This window comes from Bradyrhizobium lupini, assembly GCF_040939785.1.
Taxonomy (GTDB): Bacteria; Pseudomonadota; Alphaproteobacteria; order Rhizobiales; family Xanthobacteraceae; genus Bradyrhizobium; species Bradyrhizobium canariense_D.
The window spans coordinates 143,703-162,251 of sequence record NZ_CP162553.1 but is presented as its reverse complement, the minus strand read 5'-3'; the positions used below and the strand labels follow the sequence as shown (position 1 = coordinate 162,251).

18 protein-coding genes are annotated in these 18,549 nt (G+C 63.9%); 14 read left to right on the top strand and 4 right to left on the bottom strand.

The window, feature by feature from the left end; translation table 11 throughout:
- The first annotated feature begins 159 nt into the window (after positions 1 to 159).
- The 5 genes from AB3L03_RS00850 to AB3L03_RS00830 all read left to right on the top strand — a co-directional run bounded on the left by AB3L03_RS00850 (position 160) and on the right by AB3L03_RS00830 (position 5,143).
- Positions 160 to 435 (top strand): hypothetical protein, encoded by a 276-nt coding sequence (locus tag AB3L03_RS00850; RefSeq protein WP_027517741.1) that lies wholly within the window; start codon positions 160 to 162, stop codon positions 433 to 435.
- Between the two features lie 214 nt (positions 436 to 649).
- Entirely contained in the window at positions 650 to 1,870 is a 1,221-nt protein-coding gene (locus tag AB3L03_RS00845) for an LL-diaminopimelate aminotransferase (protein ID WP_018454429.1), read from the top strand.
- Between the two features lie 29 nt (positions 1,871 to 1,899).
- Positions 1,900 to 3,216 carry a homoserine dehydrogenase gene (locus AB3L03_RS00840; protein WP_204511104.1) on the top strand — a complete coding sequence of 439 codons (1,317 nt, stop codon included), beginning with the start codon at positions 1,900 to 1,902 and terminating at the stop codon, positions 3,214 to 3,216.
- A gap of 80 nt (positions 3,217 to 3,296) precedes the next feature.
- The gene (glpX, locus tag AB3L03_RS00835) at positions 3,297 to 4,298 is read left to right on the top strand and encodes a class II fructose-bisphosphatase (RefSeq protein WP_018454427.1); all 1,002 of its coding nucleotides are present in this window, start codon (positions 3,297 to 3,299) and stop codon (positions 4,296 to 4,298) included.
- Between the two features lie 125 nt (positions 4,299 to 4,423).
- The gene (locus tag AB3L03_RS00830; protein WP_085353484.1) at positions 4,424 to 5,143 is read left to right on the top strand and encodes a haloacid dehalogenase type II; all 720 of its coding nucleotides are present in this window, start codon (positions 4,424 to 4,426) and stop codon (positions 5,141 to 5,143) included.
- A gap of 60 nt (positions 5,144 to 5,203) precedes the next feature.
- Here AB3L03_RS00830 and AB3L03_RS00825 read toward each other — a convergent pair whose 3' ends face one another.
- The 3 genes from AB3L03_RS00825 to AB3L03_RS00815 all read right to left on the bottom strand — a co-directional run bounded on the left by AB3L03_RS00825 (position 5,204) and on the right by AB3L03_RS00815 (position 9,145).
- Positions 5,204 to 7,024, bottom strand: a complete 1,821-nt coding sequence (locus AB3L03_RS00825; RefSeq protein WP_204511105.1) for a peroxidase family protein — start codon at positions 7,022 to 7,024, stop codon at positions 5,204 to 5,206.
- A gap of 173 nt (positions 7,025 to 7,197) precedes the next feature.
- A complete protein-coding gene (locus AB3L03_RS00820) occupies positions 7,198 to 8,169 on the bottom strand; it encodes an MBL fold metallo-hydrolase (RefSeq protein WP_204511106.1) in 972 nt (323 codons plus the stop codon).
- A 310-nt stretch (positions 8,170 to 8,479) separates the two neighbouring features.
- A complete protein-coding gene (locus AB3L03_RS00815; protein WP_231188555.1) occupies positions 8,480 to 9,145 on the bottom strand; it encodes a GntR family transcriptional regulator in 666 nt (221 codons plus the stop codon).
- Positions 9,146 to 9,264: 119 nt separating this feature from the next.
- Between AB3L03_RS00815 and AB3L03_RS00810 the strand changes: the two genes are divergently transcribed.
- The 9 genes from AB3L03_RS00810 (at position 9,265) to AB3L03_RS00770 (ending at position 18,090) form a co-directional block, all read left to right on the top strand.
- Positions 9,265 to 10,059 (top strand): enoyl-CoA hydratase/isomerase family protein, encoded by a 795-nt coding sequence (locus tag AB3L03_RS00810; protein WP_018454422.1) that lies wholly within the window; start codon positions 9,265 to 9,267, stop codon positions 10,057 to 10,059.
- A gap of 9 nt (positions 10,060 to 10,068) precedes the next feature.
- Positions 10,069 to 11,328 (top strand): CaiB/BaiF CoA-transferase family protein, encoded by a 1,260-nt coding sequence (locus tag AB3L03_RS00805; RefSeq protein WP_204511108.1) that lies wholly within the window; start codon positions 10,069 to 10,071, stop codon positions 11,326 to 11,328.
- Between the two features lie 52 nt (positions 11,329 to 11,380).
- A complete protein-coding gene (locus AB3L03_RS00800) occupies positions 11,381 to 12,373 on the top strand; it encodes a tripartite tricarboxylate transporter substrate binding protein (protein WP_204511109.1) in 993 nt (330 codons plus the stop codon).
- A gap of 101 nt (positions 12,374 to 12,474) precedes the next feature.
- Positions 12,475 to 12,957: a tripartite tricarboxylate transporter TctB family protein gene (locus AB3L03_RS00795; protein WP_204511110.1), complete on the top strand. Its 483-nt coding sequence runs from the start codon at positions 12,475 to 12,477 to the stop codon at positions 12,955 to 12,957.
- Between the two features lie 11 nt (positions 12,958 to 12,968).
- Entirely contained in the window at positions 12,969 to 14,543 is a 1,575-nt protein-coding gene (locus AB3L03_RS00790) for a tripartite tricarboxylate transporter permease (RefSeq protein WP_204511111.1), read from the top strand.
- Complete coding sequence (locus AB3L03_RS00785; RefSeq protein WP_085385275.1) at positions 14,540 to 15,544, top strand: 4-hydroxythreonine-4-phosphate dehydrogenase PdxA; 1,005 nt, start codon at positions 14,540 to 14,542, stop codon at positions 15,542 to 15,544. Before AB3L03_RS00790 ends, AB3L03_RS00785 begins: the two co-directional genes overlap by 4 nt.
- Positions 15,545 to 15,672: 128 nt before the next feature.
- On the top strand, positions 15,673 to 15,882 hold the full coding sequence (locus AB3L03_RS00780) for a hypothetical protein (RefSeq protein WP_083926364.1): 210 nt from the start codon (positions 15,673 to 15,675) through the stop codon (positions 15,880 to 15,882).
- A 135-nt stretch (positions 15,883 to 16,017) separates the two neighbouring features.
- Positions 16,018 to 17,079 carry a glycosyltransferase family 4 protein gene (locus AB3L03_RS00775; RefSeq protein WP_085353476.1) on the top strand — a complete coding sequence of 354 codons (1,062 nt, stop codon included), beginning with the start codon at positions 16,018 to 16,020 and terminating at the stop codon, positions 17,077 to 17,079.
- A gap of 12 nt (positions 17,080 to 17,091) precedes the next feature.
- On the top strand, positions 17,092 to 18,090 hold the full coding sequence (locus AB3L03_RS00770) for a L,D-transpeptidase family protein (protein ID WP_204511112.1): 999 nt from the start codon (positions 17,092 to 17,094) through the stop codon (positions 18,088 to 18,090).
- A 42-nt stretch (positions 18,091 to 18,132) separates the two neighbouring features.
- Here the strand turns inward: AB3L03_RS00770 and AB3L03_RS00765 are convergent, their stop codons facing one another.
- Positions 18,133 to 18,549 (bottom strand): cupin domain-containing protein, encoded by a 417-nt coding sequence (locus AB3L03_RS00765; protein ID WP_085353474.1) that lies wholly within the window; start codon positions 18,547 to 18,549, stop codon positions 18,133 to 18,135.

Sequence of the window (18,549 nt, the reverse complement as noted above, 5' to 3'; positions counted from 1 at the left end):
TTTTCTTGGTTCCGTCACAATCGAGCCGCACCGCTCGGCTTGATGGACTGGGGCTATTTTCTCGCTCGCACCATTTGGGCAGCAATGGTTTGAGCTTGGGCGCGGACTTGGGTAAGGTTGCCCGGGGCCGTGCTTTGGGACGAAGTGGGGATTTCCCTAGTGTTGGCGTTGAGGGACCTGCAAAAGTCGCGGCGGATCTGTGGCGCGCTGCTGATGGCGACGCTCGCCCTGGGCGGCTGCTCGAGCCAGCTCGCGGATATGACGCCTTCCGATGCTCAAGCGCATCCCAGAGAGGCCGGTAGCTATCTGCCGGTGCACGATCTGCCGCCGGATCGCGATCAGGCCGTCATGCCGCCGGACCAACGCGCCAAGATCGAGGCCGAACTTGCTGCCGCGCGCGACCGTCAGGCGGTTGCCACCAAGGACGCGAAATAGGGCGCCGCAAGGTAATCGCTGGCGCCTCCGCCTCGCCGTGCTAAAAGACCTTAGTTCAGCCGAGAGTCAGGGCGAACGACTTCAGTCAACATCGTCGATGATTGCTCTAAGTATTTGATCTTGAGTAATTTTCGCGAGAGATGCGGGCGCCTTCCGCCTGGTCTTTATGGCCTGTCGATTCTGTCCTGACCGGTTGCCCGGAGCTGAGAGAGCCATGGAAGAATTTTACCGCATCCGCCGCCTTCCGCCTTACGTGTTCGAACAGGTCAACCGGGCCAAGGCAGCTGCGCGGAACGCCGGCGCCGACATCATCGACCTCGGCATGGGCAATCCGGACCTGCCGGCGCCAGCGCACGTGCTGGAGAAGCTGAAGGAGACGCTGGGCAAGCCGCGCACCGACCGCTACTCGGCCTCCCGCGGCATCCCCGGGCTGCGCCGGGCCCAGGCCGGCTACTACGCCCGCCGCTTCGGCGTGAAGCTCAACCCCGACACCCAGGTGGTGGCGACGCTCGGCTCCAAGGAGGGCTTTGCCAACGTGGCGCAGGCGATCACCGCGCCCGGCGACGTCATCCTTTGTCCCAATCCGAGCTACCCGATTCACGCCTTCGGCTTCTTGATGGCGGGCGGCGTGATCCGTTCGGTGCCCTCGGAGCCGACGCCGCAATTCTTCGAGGCTGTCGAGCGGGCGATCGTGCATTCGATCCCGAAGCCGCTGGCGCTCGTGGTCTGCTATCCTTCGAACCCGACCGCCTATGTCGCGAGCCTCGACTTCTACAAGGACCTGGTCGCGTTCGCGAAGAAGCACGAGATCCTGATCCTGTCGGATCTCGCTTATGCCGAGGTTTATTTCGACGAAAGCAACCCGCCGCCTTCGGTGCTCCAGGTGCCGGGCGCGATGGACGTTGCCGTCGAGTTCACCTCGATGTCGAAGACCTATTCGATGGCTGGCTGGCGCATGGGCTTCGCGGTCGGCAACGAGCGCGTGATTGCGGCACTCGGCCGCGTCAAATCCTATCTCGACTACGGTGCGTTCACGCCGATCCAGGTCGCAGCGACCGCCGCGCTGAACGGACCGGACGATTGCATCAAGGAGATGCGCGACACCTACCGCAAGCGGCGCGACGCGCTGGTGGAATCGTTCGGCCGTGCCGGCTGGGAGATCCCGCCGCCGGAAGCATCGATGTTCGCCTGGGTGCCGCTGCCGGAAGCCTTCCGCAGCGTCGGCAGCATGCAGTTCGCGACCCTGATGGTGGAGAAATCCGGTGTCGCGGTCTCGCCCGGCGTCGGCTTCGGCGAGCATGGCGAAGGATATGTCCGCATCGCCATGGTGGAAAACGAGCAACGGATCAGGCAGGCCGCGCGTGGCGTGCGCCGCTTCCTTGAAAGCGGCATCGAAACGTTGCACAACGTCGTTCCGCTCGCCACTCGGCGTTAAGTTCTCTTCCGCAGGTTTTCCAAGGCATCATGGTTGCACCCCTGAAAGTGGGCATAGCGGGGCTCGGCACCGTGGGCGCCGAAGTTGTCCGTCTGATCGAAACGCAGGCGCGGGTGCTTGCCGGCCGCAGCGGCCGTGGCATCCGTGTCGTCGCCGTCACCGCACGCTCGAAGGCGAAGAAGCGCGGCGTCGATCTGCGCGGCATCGAATGGGTCAAGGATCCGCTTGCCCTCGCCACGCATCCGGGCATCGACTGCTTCGTCGAACTGATGGGCGGCGCGGGCGATCCCGCGCTGGCGGCGGTCGAGGCCGCGCTCGCCGCCGGCAAGTCCGTCGTCACCGCCAACAAGGCGTTGCTGGCAAAGCACGGCCTCAAGCTGGCAAAGGCCGCCGAAAAGCACGGCGGCGCGCTGAATTTCGAGGCAGCCGTCGGCGCTGCGATCCCTGTCATCAAGACGTTACGCGAAGGTCTTGCCGGAACCGGCATCAACCGGGTCTACGGCATCCTCAACGGCACCTGCAATTACATCCTGACCCGGATGGAGCAGGAGGGCCTGTCCTTCGCCGAATGCCTGAAGGACGCGCAACGGCTCGGCTATGCCGAGGCCGATCCGTCATTCGACGTCGACGGCCACGATACCGCGCAAAAGCTCGCCATTCTCGCCAGCCTCGCTTTCGGCACGAAAGTTGCTCAAAGCGCGGTGTATGTCGAAGGTATCTCCTCCATCGCGCCGGAAGATCTCCGTGCCGCTGACGATCTCGGTTACCGGCTCAAGCTGCTCGGCGTCGCGGTTCGCACCGCCACGGGCATCGAGCAGCGCGTGCATCCGACCATGGTTCCGAAATCCTCCTCGATAGCGCAGGTGATGGGTGTCACCAACGCGGTCACGATCGATGGCGAGGGCATCCCGCCGATCACGCTGGTCGGCCCCGGTGCCGGTGGCGCCGCGACCGCATCCGCCGTCGTCGCCGACATCGCCGACGTTGCGCGCGGCATTCGCGCCAATCCGTTCGGCCGGCCGATTTCGCAGCTGCGCGACACCAAGAAGGCGCCGATGGAGCGCCACGAGGGCGGCTACTACATCCGCCTTCTGGCACGCGATTTCCCGGGCACCGCGGCTGCGATCGCGACCCGGCTCGCGGAGCAGAAGATTTCAATCGAGTCGATCGTGCAGCGCCATCCCAATGGCGGCGCTGCGCTGGCAGACGGCAAGGCGGTCCCGGTGCCTGTCATTCTCATCACCTATGCCACGCATGAGGACGCCGTGCGCCGTGCGCTCGCGGCCGTGCAGAAGGACAAGGTGATCAGCGGACGGCCGCAGGTCATCAGGATCGAGAAGAACTGACACGGTTCGAACGAACTGTGGGTGTTACGAGTTGATGCGGCGGAGATGTCCGTCCAAAACTGTTTCGAAGGAGTGAGCCGATGTCGACCCATATTTCAGTCCCGCCGCAAGCATTGCTCGAGCGCATTCTCACGCTGGAGATTGTGCGTGTGACGGAGCGGGCGGCGGTGTCTTCGGCGCGTCTGCGCGGGCACGGCAACGAGAAGGCGGCCGACCAGGCCGCGGTGGACGCGATGCGGCGCGAGCTCAACAAGCTGCCGATCGAGGGCACCATCGTCATCGGCGAGGGCGAGCGCGACGAGGCGCCGATGCTCTTCATCGGCGAGAAGGTCGGCATGAACGCCGGCCCGCAGGTCGACATCGCCGTCGATCCGCTTGAAGGCACCACGCTGTGCGCCAAGAACATGCCGGGCTCGATTGCCACCATGGCGATGGCCGACGGCGGCACGCTGCTGCACGCCCCCGACGTCTATATGCAGAAGCTCGCGATCGGTCCCGGTTACGACAAGGGCGTCGTCGAGCTCGATGCGACACCGGCCGAAAACGTCCGCCGGCTCGCCAAGGCCAAGGGCGTCAAGCCCGACGGCATCACCGTTCTCGTGCTCGACCGGCCACGCCATGCCAGCATCATCGAGAGCGTGCGATCGACTGGCGCCGCCGTGCGCCTGATCACTGACGGCGACGTCGCCGGCGTGATCCACTGCGCCGACCCCGACAATACCGGCGTCGACATGTATCTCGGCACCGGCGGCGCGCCGGAAGGCGTGCTCGCGGCCGTGGCGCTGCGCTGCATTGGCGGCCAGATGCAGTGCCGTCTCATCCTCGACTCCGACGAGAAGCGCGAGCGCGCCGCCAAGATGGGCGTCAGCGATCCCAAGATGATCTACGGCATCGAGGACATGGCGCGCGGCGACTGCCTGTTCGCAGCCACCGGCGTCACCACGGGCTCGCTGCTGTCGGGCGTCAAATTCCGCAAGGACGGCGTGATCGAGACCGAGACGGTGGTGATGCGCTCCGTCACCGGCACCGTGCGCTACATCAAGGCCGAGCACCGCGAGCTGGCGAAATTCCACCTCGACTGACGACTGCCGTCATTCAGGACGGCGCGACAGCGTCGAGGCCGGAATCTCGTGCCAATAACCTCTGGATTCTGGGGCCGCTCTGACGAGAGTCCCCGAATGACGAACAACAAAAAGAGGAAGCGCACATGTCCGACCTCTCCGCCGTCAAAGCCCTGGTCTTCGACGTGTTCGGCACCGTCGTCGACTGGCGCACCAGCCTGATCACCGACTTCATCTGGTGGGCGAAGGGCCGCGGCATCAGCGCCGACTGGACCGCCTTGGTCGACGGCTGGCGCGGCATGTACATGGCTTCGATGGATGACGTGCGCAAACATCCCGAGCGCGGCTACGTCATGCTCGATGATCTGCATCGCCGCTCGCTCGAAAAACTGGTCGCGCAATTTTCGATTCCAAGCCTGACCGAGGCCGATCTCGATCACCTCACCAAGGGGTGGCACCGCTTGCACCCGTGGCCCGACAGCGTCGCCGGCCTGACCCGACTGAAGACGAAATTCGTGATCTCGCCGCTGTCGAACGGCAATGTCGCGCTGCTCACCAACATGGCGAAGTTCGCAGGGCTTCCCTGGGACCTCATCATGTCGGCCGAGCTGTTCGAGCACTACAAGCCCGATCCCGAAACCTATCTCGGCGCCGCGCGCCTGCTCGGCCTCAAGCCGGAGCAGGTGATGATGGTCGCGGCCCACAACGGCGATCTCGCCGCCGCGCAGAAGAACGGGCTGAAGACGGCCTTCGTGGCGCGGCCGACCGAATACGGTCCGCTTCAGAAGGTCGATTTCCAGGCCACCGGCAATTGGGACATCGTCGCCAAGGATTTTGGTGGGATCGCCGACAAGCTCGGGTGCTAGGGCGGCTGACGCTCATCCGAGGCGGACGAGGCCCGGAATGCTGAACATATGGGCCAAGGCTCAGCCTCGCAGGACGTTCCACGGGGCGAAGGCGTTGTTGACGCCCTCGAGCGCCGGTCCGAGTTGCGGCATATGCCGCAGCAGCACCGATTTCATTCCGTTGTTGTGGATCCAGTCCAGACCGAAATTGGTGTAGACTTCCGCCCGGTAGTCATCGGTGAAGAACCGGTCGCTCTTGAGGCGCCGCGATGCCATCAGGATGAAAATGCGGAAGGCGGTATCGCTGAAGCCAAAACCGTCCGGCAGGTCTTCGGCCAATAGTCCGACCATCAGATCAACGCGATCGACGTCGCCCTTGTAGATCGCGCGCATCTTCCTGGCCGCGCCGGGGATGCTGGTGATTTCCTCGAATGTGTTGACCCGCTTCTTGCCGACCAGTTCGCGGAACCGGTTGTAGCGCGGCACGCCGCGCTCGCGATCACGCATGATATCGATCGCGGCCACGTCCAGCAGCGGCTGGCCGTCTTTCGTGAACTGGCGCAGGAAGTTGGGAAAATTGTGGAGGCGAATGGCGCCGGGATGAGCGGTGCCGAACGAGTACAGCAGGTTGGCGAAGCCGTGAGTCTGCATGAACTTGCGGGAGGCGGGGCCCTGCATATGGACGAGATTGCTAGGGGTAACCTCAGTGGTATCGAGCCGCCGTACATCAAGGTTTTCCGGGATCAACGGGTGCAGGCGGTACACGGCGGTGAATTCCTCCGTCATCGCGTAAGGCGCGCTGTGCTGATCCGTCGGAGAGCCGACGATACCAAAGGCGGCTTCGCTGTTCTTGCCGAGCACCGCGCGCAGCACCTGGCACGGGATCCCCGACCAGTTGGCGTGCATACTGAAGTCCAGTGCGGGATGGCCGAGGATGCCTGGCGTCCATTCGACGGTGTGGATCTTGGCGATCAGGGCCGCGTTGATCAGGCGCGCATGCTGGAATAGCTCCTCGTCCTTCCAGGTCGGATACCGCGCCTTCAAGCCGTCGCAGATGACATTGTGCTCGCGTGCGAAGAGGTTGTGCAGCAGGCTGAGCCCCACCCACCAATTGTCGTTGAAGCCGGTGAGATCGGCGCCGGGATGCACCGGATCGGCTGGAAGCATCCCATCATCGCCGACCGCGATCTTCCCATCTGCCCCGGAACGGATCTGCATCTGCCTTGCGCGGTCGCTGCCGTAGATTTGTCCGGCGTCCCACCAGTGCGAGTTGAGGTTGCGGAACGTGGGGGTCGCGCCGAGCCATGGTTCACGTGGCGTCCCGTCGCAAACGGTCCGACGGATCTTCATGCAGCCGTCGATCCGCTCATGGGCCGGCCATTCGTCGTTTGGCGTCAGCGGAATTTTGAACTCGTTTCCCGACTTAGGGGCCCCATGGCTGAACCAATTATGCGTTTCGAACTGGATCCAGGCGGCGGCCAGCAGATTGAGGCTGGTCGCCGGAATAAATTCGTGGCGCGCCAGCAATTCCTCCGAGATCACGCGCGGACTGGGTTCGAGCAAATCGTCCAGGCTGTCCGGTACGCATTCGGACAGCGCGAAGTTACGTCCGAACCGGGCGCCAGCCATCCCCATGCGCGGATGGTCGAGGCTGTTGAACGAGCCGTCGGCGGAACGCCACCGGTCATTGCCCGTGTTCCAGCGAGGCGATGACGTGCCGTAGCCGGTATGGTGCAGATTGCGCTCCCGCAGCCGGTCGCGGAACGCCGAGAGATTGGCGGCTCCGAGCAGGGTCGGCAGTTTGTCCCATGTGACAAAGAAGTTGACGGCCCGATAGATAACATCCGGGACCCATTGGAGCAGGTCGCGATGGAAGACAAAACCATCGTTCTCGCGGGACATTGACGCTCCCAAACGCAATTGAGCGAAATGAACTTAACTTGCAACTAGGAAGTAATGTTCGCCAACGCCGCCGGAGGCATCACGCAATTTGAAGTTCTTTACCGGCCAGTCGGACGGCGGTGATCGTTCGGATGGTCCGGGCGGCGGTGCGTCGCCCGGACCAGATCCGGCGATTACAAAGTCATCTGCATCGGTTCGGGATAATAGTGGAATCCTTCACCCGCCTTGGCGACATGGCCATAGCCCGGCCAGGCGAAGTGATAGGACATCACGGGCGTCTTGTTCGCAGCAAGCATGGTCAGCAGTTTTACGCGTGACTCGGCCGCCTGCTTCGGGTCCGTGTCGTAGGAGAATTCCATCCGCGGCCGCTCGAGCAGCAGGACGGGATGATGCGACAGGTCACCAAGGAAGGCGAAGGACTTGCCGGCCGACGAGACCATGAAGATGGTGTGGCCGACGGTATGACCGGGCGCTGCGATTGCCTGCACGCCAGGCAGAAATTCCTGGCCGTCCTTGAAGAACACGATGCGGTCGCGGACCGGCAGCAGGTTCTTGCGGGCGTGAACGACGAAATCCTTGGCCGCGCTACCGAGCTTGCCTTCGTCGGTCCAGAAGTCGAAATCGGTCTGCGAGATGTAGATCTGCGCGTTGGGAAACAGCGGCTTGCCGCCGTCGTCCACGATGCCGCCGATGTGGTCGATATGGGCATGCGAGCAAACCACGGCGTCGATGTCGCCGGGCTTGATGCCGGCCTCGGTCATGCTCTTCTGCTGCCGACCGGTGGTGGCGCCGAACATCTTGGATGAGCCCATGCCGGTATCGAACAGGATGAGCTTGTCGCCGGTGTTGACGATCGGCGAGTTCTGCTCGAGCACGACATTGTCCGGCGACAGGAAATTCTCGACGAGCATCTTCTTCACCTCTTCCTTGGAAACACCGGTGAAGGTGCCCGAGGGATCGCCCAGGGGAAGCGGTCCGTCGGACACGACGGTGACTTCGGCGTCGCCGAGAACGAAGCGGTGCCAGTAGGGCGTCTGGGTGCCGAGCTTGGGAGCGCGCGCCAAGGCGCTGCCGCCGAGCATTGCGCTGGCACCAAGGCCAGCTCCGAGGGTCAACAAGGACCGACGTGAGACATCGATTGTCATGCGTTTCCTCCGCTTTTGTCTTTTGTTTTGCGCAATTGCTTGCGCGTTACATTCGGCCCGCGCCGATGGTCGAATGCTGCGCCGGTTCAGGCAGGCGAGCAAGTGGAATTGATTTGGCGATGATCTCGGTTTGTCGAAGTTGGATGCGCAATTCCGGCGCGCGACAAAAGACGTCCGTTGCCGACGAGCCTCGTCAGCACGATCCGTGCCAGTACGGCCAAAAGCAATCAATGATTGTGTCGTGATTGTGTCTGCTGGCCGCCCGATCTGGCGTGACCGCAAGATTCTTTGTACGTCGCGAACCTATGGCTCACGCAATTCTCGGCGTGGGCTCGCTCCCTTCCGTTTCGGCAAAGCCCGCCTGCAAAACCTCTTCGCGCTTGTGGCGCAGATGCGCGCGCAGGATATGGGCGAGGCCGACGCCGTCGCGCCTCTGCAGGGCATTCAGGATGGCGTCATGCTCCTGCAAGGCGACCGCCCAGCGCTCGGCCGTCATCGGCGTGACATAACGCGCGCGCCGGATGCGCGCGGTCACGGACGCATACAACCCCGCGAGCACCGGGTTTCCGGCCGCAGCGACGATGGCTTCGTGAATGGCGCGGTTGCCGCGATAGTACTGGATCAGATCGCGTTCGCGATAATGTCGCACCATGTCAGCGTGCGCGGCGGCGATCGCGGCGATCTCGGCATCGGTGATGCGTTCGCAGGCGAGTTCGCCGGCGAGCGCTTCGAGGCCTTGGCAAACCTCGAACAGGTCGCGCATGTCCTTGTCGGTCAGTTTTGCCGCACGCGAGCCGCGGTGGGGCAGGAGCTGCACGAGACCTTCGGCGGCGAGCACCTTGAGCGCCTCGCGTAGCGGGGTGCGCGATATCTGGAGCCGCTCGCACAGCTCACGCTCGGGAATCCGCGCGCCCGGCGGGATTTCGCCGTCGAGCAGGATGGCCCGGATGCGGCCGACGACTTCCTCATGAAGCATGGGTCTGAAGTCCATTTGAATGCAAAAATGAAGCTACATTCCGATTAAGGCAAGTTCCAGCTTGTAAATCGACAATTTTGCATTCAAAAATGGAGAAAAAGTAGAAGGACAATGAGGAAATGGACCAGCAGGTGAAGGCGGAAGACCTCGTTTTCGAGCGCCAGGACGGGATCGGGCGGATCACCTTCAACCGCCCGCAGGCGCGCAACGCCTTCACTTTCGCGATGTATGAGCGGCTCGCCGCGATCTGCGAGGAGATCAACGACGATCACGCGATCAAGGTACTGGTGCTGCGCGGGGCCGGCGACAAGGCGTTTGCCGCGGGCACCGACATCAATCAGTTCCGCGATTTCAAGTCGCCGCAGGACGCGATCGACTACGAGAACCGCATCGATCGGGTGCTGACCACGCTCGAGCAGTGCCGCGTGCCGACCATCGCAGCGATCAACGGGTTCTGCACCGGCGGCGGCGCGGGCATTGCCGCGGCATGTGACCTCCGCATCGGCACCCAAAGCGCGAAAATCGGCTTTCCCATTGCCCGCACGCTCGGCAACTGCCTGTCGATGTCCAATGTCAGTCGTCTCACCGCGCTGATCGGCGCCGCCCGCGTCAAGGATCTGATCTTCACGGCGCGGCTCGTCGACGCGACCGAGGCTGCCAGTGTCGGGCTGCTCGGCGAGGTCGTCGAGGATATCGCCGCGCTCGAAAGGCGCGCGGACGAGGTTGCCAAATTGCTCGCCAGCCACGCGCCGCTGACGCTGAATGCGACCAAGCAGGCCGTGGCGCGCCTGCAAAGGCGCCTGACGCCCGACGAGGGCGAAGACCTCATCCTGATGTGCTACACGAGCCAGGATTTTCGCGAAGGGCTCGATGCTTTCCTCACCAAGCGCGCGCCGCAATGGCGCGGCCAATAGGACGCCCCGATGCAAAGCGATCGCTCGCAATCAACCTCCGGCCGTTCGGGGCCGCTTGCCGGCCTCAAGGTCATCGATCTCACCCATGTCATGGCAGGGCCGACCTGCACCTTGATGCTGGCCGATATGGGCGCCGACGTCATCAAGATCGAGAAATCGCCGAACGGTGACGACACCCGCCATTCGGTGCCGCCGAAGATCGGCGACGAGGCGGCCTCCTTCCTGATGATGAACCGCAACAAGCGCGGCATCGTGCTGGATCTGAAGACCGATGGCGGCAAGCAGGTGTTGCGGCGGCTGATCGCGGGCGCCGACGTGCTGGTCGAGAATTTTGCGCCGGGCGCCATGGAGCGCCTCGGCTTCGGCTATGACGACCTGCACAAGCAGCATCCAACGCTGATCTATTGCTCGCTGTCTGGCTTCGGCCGCACCGGACCCTACAAGCATCGCCGCGGCTTCGATCTGGTCGCCCAGGCCATGAGCGGAATCATGAGCTTTACCGGCGAACGTCCCGATGGTCCGCCCGTGAAATGCGGCCCGCCGCTGTCCGACATCACCGCCGGCCTGCTGGCGAGCATGGGCATCCTCGCGGCCTACACGCACCGTCTCAAGACCGGCGAAGGGCAGTGGGTCGAGACCTCGCTCTATGAGGCCGCGCTGGTGCAGACCTACTGGCAGTCGACCATCGCGCTGGCCGCGGGCACCGCGCCGCGGGCCATGGGTTCGGCGCATCCGCTCAACGCGCCATATCAGGCGTTCGAGGCCTCGGACGGCTGGTTGGTGGTCGGCGGCGCCAACAAGAAGCATTGGCTGTTGATGCTGGAGGCGCTCGGCGCAAGCGAGCTCGCAGCCGATCCACGCTTCGTCACCGGCGCCGACCGCATGGCCAATTTGAAGGAGCTCGAAGCTGTTCTGAGCGAGCGCTTCCGCACCCGCACGCGCGCGCACTGGCTGGCGGCACTGGACGAGAAGGGCGTGCCGTGCGGCCCCGTGCACGACATGCTGGAGGCGCTCAGCGATCCGCAGACGCTGGCGCGCGAGATGGTTGTCGAGGTCGAGCATTCCACGCTCGGGCCCGTGAAGACGATCGGCTTGCCGGTCAAGTTTTCGGAGACCCCAGGCAAAGTGCGCACGGGCGCGCCGGTCTACGGTGAGCATACAAGCGAGGTGCTGGCCGAGCATGGGTTCGACCGGAAGCAGATCGACGCGCTCGAACAAGAAGGCGCAATCGTGTTGGCATCGGGAAGAGGCGAGGAACGGGTCGCCTGACCGGACGTCGAAAACAACAAGAACAAGAGACAAAAATAAGCTGGAGGACATCATGGGTCAGACATCAAAACTTCTGCTCTCCGCAGCCGCAATTGTGCTCGCCGGCACGACGCCGGCGCTCCCGGCCTGGCAGCCGCAAAAGCCGATCGAGTTCGTGGCGACCGCCGGGCCCGGCGGCGGCACGGACAATCTCGCGCGCGCCGTGCAGAACATCATCACCAAGCACAAGCTGGTGGAGCAGCCGATCGTCGTCGTCAACAAGGGCGGCGGCAGCGGCGCGGAAGGCTATGTCTACGGCAAGGCGTCCGCCGGCGATCCCTACAAGGTGATCTTCGGCACGTCGAATGCCTGGCAGCAGCCGCTCGTCTCCAAGGTCGCTTTCAACTACACCGATCTCACCCCGATCGCGGCGATGGCGCAGGACGAGTTCCTGCTCTGGGTCAAGCAGGACGCGCCCTACAAGACGGCGGGCGATTATCTGAAGGCGGCCGCATCAGGCGAGTTCAAGATGGGCGGCGCGCAGTCAAAGGATACCGACGAGGTGCTGACCCGCATGATCGAGAAGGCCGGCCACATCAAGCTGACCTATATTCCCTTCAAGAGCGGCGCCGAGACCGCCGTGCAGCTCGCCGGCGGACACCTCGACTCTCACGTCAACAATCCCAGCGAGAGTCTCGGGCAATGGCGTGGCGCCACCCAGCGCCCGCTTTGCGTCTTCAGCCCGAAGCGGCTGCCGCAGGGCGCCAAGGTCACCGCGACCGAAGGCTGGGGTGATGTTCCGACCTGCGTCGAGCAGGGCCTCGACATCAAGCAGTATGAGCAGCCGCGCACAGTGTGGCTCCCCGGCAAGGTCACGCCGGACCAGGCCGCGTTCTATGTTGACCTGATGAAGAAGGTGCAGGCGACGCCGGACTGGAAGGACTACATCGAGAAAACCTCCCAGGTCGACACGTTCCTGACCGGTGCCGAGTTCGACAAGTTCATCAAGGAGGATCTCGAGCGCGTCAGGCTGGTTGCGAGCGAGCAGGGTTGGTTGGTCAAGTGAGGCGGCGCACGCCTCAAACCCCTCCGCCGGAACGACAGCGAACGCTGGGAAAACACGTGCGCCATAATCGGACACTGTACGTGGCCTGACCGGAGCCCTCGATGATATCGCGCCGCGCTCTCGAACTTGCGACAGCCGTTCTCACCGGAAGCTTCGGTGTGGCGGTCGTCATTTCCAGCCTCGATAACGGCATCGGCTGGTCGAGCGCGGGCGTGGACGCCGGGACGTTTCCGTTCCTGACCGGGATCATCATCGTGCTCGGGAGCCTCTACAACCTGTTTCGAGGTGTCATGCCGGCCGCGACGCTCGCCAGCGTCCCAATTGCCATCACATCGATCGAGCTGCGCCGGCTTGCCGGCCTGTTCGTGCCGGCCGCGATTTTCGTGGCTGCGATCCCGTTGGCCGGGATGTACGTCGCCTCGGCCCTGTACATCTTCGCGGTGCTGGCGATCCCCCGACAACAATCCGTGCCGCGCGCGCTTGGCATGGCGGCGGCGACAGCGCTTGCGCTCTACGTCGTGTTCGAGCGCATGTTCCAGGTGAGCTTGCCGCACGGCGCGCTCGCCGCGGCGTTCGGCTTCTGAGGGAGAGGCCGATGGACAATCTCGGAGAACTCCTTCACGGCTTCAGCATCGCGATCACGCTGCCGCATCTGGCGCTGATGGTGATCGGCGTGCTGCTCGGCATTCTCGTCGGCGTGCTGCCTGGGCTGGGTGCTCCGAACGGGGTGTCGCTGCTGCTGCCGCTGACCTTCGGCATGCAGCCGGTCTCTGCCATCATCCTGCTCTCCAGCATGTATTGGGGCGCGTTGTTCGGGGGATCCGTGACCTCGATCCTGTTCAACATCCCGGGCGAGCCGTCGTCTGTCGCCACCACCTTCGACGGCTACCCGATGGCGCGCGATGGACGGCCGACGACGGCGCTCGCCACCGCCTTCGGCTCGGCGGCATTCGGCGCGCTGATCGGCGTCATCCTGATCACCTTCCTCGCATCATGGGTGGCGCAAGTCGCACTCGCCTTCGGGCCGGCGGAATATTTTGCGGTCTATTTTCTTGCCTTCGCCAGCTTCGTCGGCATGGGCGGGGCTGCTCCGATCAAGACTGTCGTCGCGCTGGCGATCGGCTTTGCCATCGCCGCCATCGGCATCGACACCGTCTCCGGCAGCGTGCGCCTCACCATGGGCGTCGACGAGCTGGTCAAGGGCGTCAACTTCGTCGTCGCGGTGATGGGCCTGTTCGGCATAGGCGAGCTGCTCGTGGCCGTCGAAGAGGAGTTTCATGCCCGCGCGGTCTCGTCGAAGATAGAGTGGCGCGAGGTGTTTCGCGCGATCGGTCGCCTGCCGCGGCATAGCGTTGCGCTGTTGCGCAGCGCGGCGATCGGATGCTGGATGGGGATCACGCCCGGTGGCCCGACTGCGGCGTCGTTCATGAGCTACGGCATCGCCCGGCGCTTCTCGCGCCGTGGCCGATATTTCGGCACCGGGGAGCTTGAAGGCATCATCTCGCCGGAGACGGCCGATCATGCGGCTGGCACTAGCGCGCTTCTGCCCATGCTCTCGCTCGGCATTCCCGGCTCGGCCACTGCGGCCGTCATGATGGGCGGGCTGATGATCTGGGGCCTCAATCCCGGGCCGATGCTGTTCGTCGACCAGAAGGACTTTGTCTGGGGCCTGATTGCCTCGATGTATGTCGGCAACATCGTCGCCGTCGCACTCGTGCTGCTGACCGTTCCGGTCTTCGCGGCCCTGATGCGGATTCCCTTCGTGATCATCGCGCCGCTGATCGTGATCATCTGCGTCGTCGGCGCCTATTCGGTATCGAACTCCTATCTGGATGTCGTCATGATGCTCGGCTTCGGCATCGTCGGCTATCTCTTCAAGAAGCTGTTCTATCCGCTGGCGCCGCTCGTGCTCGCGATCGTCATCGGGGATAAGGCCGAGGACGCGTTCCGGCAGTCGATGCTGATGTCCAAGGGATCGCTCGGGATCTTCTTCGCCAACAAGCTGGTGACATGCCTGATCGTGGCCGGCATCGCACTTTTGCTGCTTCCGCTCGTGCTGCAGCTTGCGCGCCTGCTGCGCAAGCCTGCGCCGTCCACCGACGAGACGACAGCCCAAGAGAGAACGCAAGAGAGAGCTCAAGAGACCGCTCGGGAGAAAGTGATCATATGACCGCAAAGCCGCTCATTGCATTGGCAATGGGAGATCCCGCCGGCATCAGCCCGGAATTGACCGCAAAGCTCGTGGTGCAGGACGATATCCGCGCCAGCAGCCAGATTGTCGTGATCGGCGACCGCCGCATCTTCGACGCGGGCGCGCGCGTTGCCGGCGTCGAGCCGGAGCTGACAACAGTGGAGCAGGGAGCCGATCTGCGCGCGGCGGAGGGCGAGACTCTGTTCGTCGATCTCGGCCATCCCGATCCCGGCGACATCCAGCAGGGGATCGCGAGCCTTGCCGGCGGCAGGTTCGCGCTTGCCAACTACAAGCATGCGCTCGAGCTCGGCCGCGACGGCCGGGTCGATGCCGTCTGCTTTACGCCGTTCAACAAGCAGGCGATGCGGCTGGCCCGCGCAGAGTATGACGACGAGATCGCATTCTCCGCCGAAGTGGTCGGACTCAAAACCCCCGCAAGCGAGTTCAATGTGCTGGACCGGCTGTGGAACGCCCGCGTGACGTCCCACATCCCGCTCAAGGACGTCGCCGCGCGACTGTCCGGCGAACGCATCCATCGCGCGCTGAAGCTGACCGATGCCTGCATGCGCAACGCCGGCTTTGCGCGGCCGCGCATCGCGGTGGCCGGGCTCAATCCGCACGCCGGTGACGGCGGCAATTTCGGCCGCGAGGAGATCGACATCATTGCGCCCGTGGTCGCCGCCGGCCGGCGCGATGGTATTGCCGCGGAAGGGCCGTTTCCCGCTGACACCGTATTCCTGCGCGCCAAGGGCGGCGCCTTCGATGCGGTGCTGACGATGTATCACGACCAGGGCCAGATCGCGATGAAGCTGATGGGTTTTGATCGTGGCGTGACTTTGCTTGGCGGCTTCCCGTTCCCGATCTGCACGCCCGCGCACGGCACCGCGTACGACATTGCCGGGCAGGGCATTGCATCAATCGGGGCCAGCCGCGCCGCGCTGCTGCTAGCCGGAGAGATGGCGGCTCGTCGCGTCGCCTGATTTCTCCGAGGGCGCCTGCTTGTGCCCGCGGTGGCCGTGCGCAGCTTCGGGCCTCCGGGAAAAAGTGGAAACTTCCGCCGTCGTAACGAGTTGCTGTCCCATGAACGTCTCCATCTCGGAGTTGGAACATGGTAGACGACGACCCGCTGCGAACGGCGGTGGATATTGCTTGGTCCGTTTACCGCGCCCGGCATCGCCACGTCGATGCCGCAGATTGCCGTCGCTGCCTGCTCGAGCGTCATCTGCAAGGGAGATGGGAAGCGCGCGGGAGCGATGCCGAAGAACTCACGGGATTCGGGATTGCCTACCTCGATCGGCTTCCCGAGGACGAATGTTAAGGCTCGTGGAAGGGCTCGTCTGCCGGGTCGCGGCCGCAAGTGCCAGGCCGAATTGGACGCTGCTCGCGATTTCGAACCTTCTGTCCGCCGCGATCGTGCTGATCGTGCGTGCGGCGGCTTGACGGGTAGCCTGCCATGCGCATCGCCCAGCTTGCTCCCCTGGCCGAAAGCGTCCCTCCGAAGCTCTACGGGGGCACCGAGCGGGTGGTGGCCTGGCTGGTGGATGGGCTGGTCGAGCTCGGCCACGAAGTCACGCTGTTTGCGAGCGGCGATTCCAGGACGAATGGTGCGCTTCATCCTGTCTGGCCCCGCGCGCTGCGGCTCGGACAAAAGGGGGCGGACCCGACCGCCGCAAGCGCGATGCTGATGGAGGCAATCGCAAGGCGTGCGAAAGAATTCGACGTAATCCACGCGCATGTCGACTGGCTGTCCCTGCCGTTGCTCAGTCGTCTCGGCGTGCCGTTCCTCACGACCATGCACGGCCGCCTCGACTTGCCCGGACTACCCGACGTCGTCAGGCACTTCCCTGAAGCATGTTTCGTGTCGATTTCCGATCATCAGCGGCTGCCGCTTCCGGATGCGAAATGGATCGGAACCATCCAGCACGGGCTGCCGCCCGATCTGTTTCGGCCGTCCTACGAACAGGGGTCCTATTTGGCGTTTCTCGGGCGGCTCACCGCAGACAAGGGTCCGCAGGACGCGATCCGTATCGCGCGCGCAGTCCAGATGCCCCTCCATATCGCCGCGAAGGTCCCGCGCGCCGAGACGGCCTACTTCAGGAACCACATCGAGCCGAACGTCGACGGCAAGGATATCCGGCTTGTTGGTGAAGTCGATGACGCAAAGAAACAGCCCTTCCTTGCCGAAGCCGCTGCTCTGCTGTTTCCGATCGATTGGCCGGAGCCGTTTGGGCTGGTCATGATCGAAGCGATGGCATGCGGAACGCCCGTGATCGCCTATCGCTCCGGCTCCGTCCCCGAAGTCGTCGAGCATGGATTGACCGGCTTCATCGTCGAGAACGAGGAGCAGGCCGTCAAGGCGATCGGCGAACTGGGAAAACTGGATCGAAGGAAGGTGCGCGCCCGCTTCGAGGAGCGCTTCTCTGCGAGCCGAATGGCGAGGCAGTACGAACACCAATACCGCAAGCTCGCTAGCGCCGCGGCTCGGGAGTTGATCACTGAACCGTCGGAAACGTGAAAGGACCCGGCGATGTCGCTCGGAAAAGCGGGGCAGATTTGCATCTTTCTGGTCTTCGCTCTGGCTGCGCCGCCGGCGTTCGCCGCGGAGATCGACGCCGCTGCCATCAACGTCGCCGAGCCGTCGAAGAAAACCCTGTCGAACGATAAGCCGACCGCGGCGGGGGTCCGGTTGCAGGTCCTGCTGGACCGCGCGCACTTCTCGCCCGGCGCGATCGACGGCAGATTCGGCGAGAACGCCAAAAAGGCGTTGCGGGCCTATGCCGAAGCACGGCAGCTGCCGGTTTCGGACGCCGTGACGGACGATGTCTGGACCGCGTTACGGGCGGACGACCGGCCGGTGACGATGACCTATGCCATCACCGAGCAGGACGTGGCGGGTCCTTTCCTGAAAAAGCTGCCGTCGAAGATGGAGGACATGAAGGAGCTTACAAAGCTCGGCTTCACCAGTGCGCGCGAGGCCCTGGCCGAGAAATTTCACATGAGCGAGCAGCTCCTGGCCGCGCTCAACTCCGGGCGCCATTTCGATCGCGCCGGCGACACCATCGTCGTGGTGGACACATCAGGCGCAGGCGAGGGCATCCCCACCAAGGCCGAGAGGATCGAGGTCGACAAGGTCAGGCAGACCGTAAAACTGTTCGACAAAACGAATGCGCTGATCGGATTTTATCCCGCGACGGTCGGCAGCGAGGAGAAGCCGTCGCCCTCAGGCACGCTCAAGGTCACGGAAGTCAGCCGAAATCCGTACTATCGCTACAATCCCGCTTATCGCTTCAAGGGCGTCCATTCCCGCAAGCCCTTCACCATCAAGCCCGGCCCGAACAATCCGGTCGGCACGGTCTGGATCAACCTGTCTGCCGAGGGCTACGGCATTCACGGCACGCCCTCGCCGGAGAAGATTTCCAAGGCGGAATCTCACGGCTGCGTGCGTCTGACCAATTGGGATGCCGAGCGCGTCGCCGGGCGTGTCTCGAAAGGCACGCCGGTGGCATTCGTAGGCAGCCCCGGATGAAATCAACGCCTCGAGGTGGCAATGCCGCTCGCCGATTGTGCGCTATTTCGGGATCGGCATAGTCAGCTCCTTGTCGGCCGTATCCACCACGAAGACGGCCAGCAATTTTGCGGGTTCGGTCTCGCTGGCATTGGCGCTGACGGCATGGCGGTCGCCGGGCTTTTCGGAGAAGTTCTCGCCCTTGTGAAAGACCTTGACCGGGCCGTCATTGACCTGACTGCGGATCGCTCCTTCCAGGACGGTGGCGTAGATGAAAGCCGAGGGCGCGTGGATGTGGGCCGGCGAGGAGCCTCCGGGACCATACTCGACCAGCACGCCCTTCATGCTCTTGCCCGGGACATTGGGCAGCGCCTGGTCGAACACGACCGTCACCTTGGCCGTGGGCGTCGCCGTCTCGGCGGCATGGGCTGTCAGGAATGATGCGGCATAAACAGCGGTTGCGATCAGCAATCTGCGCAT

Excerpts from the sequence above, each read along its gene's own strand:
- AB3L03_RS00770 (WP_204511112.1), top strand. The coding sequence starts at position 17,092 with ATGTCGCTCGGAAAAGCGGGGCAGATTTGCATCTTTCTGGTCTTCGCT.
- AB3L03_RS00790 (WP_204511111.1), top strand. The coding sequence starts at position 12,969 with ATGGACAATCTCGGAGAACTCCTTCACGGCTTCAGCATCGCGATCACG.
- AB3L03_RS00840 (WP_204511104.1), top strand. The coding sequence starts at position 1,900 with ATGGTTGCACCCCTGAAAGTGGGCATAGCGGGGCTCGGCACCGTGGGC.
- AB3L03_RS00830 (WP_085353484.1), top strand. The coding sequence starts at position 4,424 with ATGTCCGACCTCTCCGCCGTCAAAGCCCTGGTCTTCGACGTGTTCGGC.
- AB3L03_RS00780 (WP_083926364.1), top strand. The coding sequence starts at position 15,673 with ATGGTAGACGACGACCCGCTGCGAACGGCGGTGGATATTGCTTGGTCC.
- AB3L03_RS00825 (WP_204511105.1), bottom strand. The coding sequence starts at position 7,024 with ATGTCCCGCGAGAACGATGGTTTTGTCTTCCATCGCGACCTGCTCCAA.
- AB3L03_RS00800 (WP_204511109.1), top strand. The coding sequence starts at position 11,381 with ATGGGTCAGACATCAAAACTTCTGCTCTCCGCAGCCGCAATTGTGCTC.
- AB3L03_RS00805 (WP_204511108.1), top strand. The coding sequence starts at position 10,069 with ATGCAAAGCGATCGCTCGCAATCAACCTCCGGCCGTTCGGGGCCGCTT.
- AB3L03_RS00785 (WP_085385275.1), top strand. The coding sequence starts at position 14,540 with ATGACCGCAAAGCCGCTCATTGCATTGGCAATGGGAGATCCCGCCGGC.
- glpX (WP_018454427.1), top strand. The coding sequence starts at position 3,297 with ATGTCGACCCATATTTCAGTCCCGCCGCAAGCATTGCTCGAGCGCATT.
- AB3L03_RS00795 (WP_204511110.1), top strand. The coding sequence starts at position 12,475 with ATGATATCGCGCCGCGCTCTCGAACTTGCGACAGCCGTTCTCACCGGA.
- AB3L03_RS00765 (WP_085353474.1), bottom strand. The coding sequence starts at position 18,549 with ATGCGCAGATTGCTGATCGCAACCGCTGTTTATGCCGCATCATTCCTG.
- AB3L03_RS00775 (WP_085353476.1), top strand. The coding sequence starts at position 16,018 with ATGCGCATCGCCCAGCTTGCTCCCCTGGCCGAAAGCGTCCCTCCGAAG.
- AB3L03_RS00820 (WP_204511106.1), bottom strand. The coding sequence starts at position 8,169 with ATGACAATCGATGTCTCACGTCGGTCCTTGTTGACCCTCGGAGCTGGC.
- AB3L03_RS00845 (WP_018454429.1), top strand. The coding sequence starts at position 650 with ATGGAAGAATTTTACCGCATCCGCCGCCTTCCGCCTTACGTGTTCGAA.
- AB3L03_RS00815 (WP_231188555.1), bottom strand. The coding sequence starts at position 9,145 with ATGCTTCATGAGGAAGTCGTCGGCCGCATCCGGGCCATCCTGCTCGAC.
- AB3L03_RS00810 (WP_018454422.1), top strand. The coding sequence starts at position 9,265 with ATGGACCAGCAGGTGAAGGCGGAAGACCTCGTTTTCGAGCGCCAGGAC.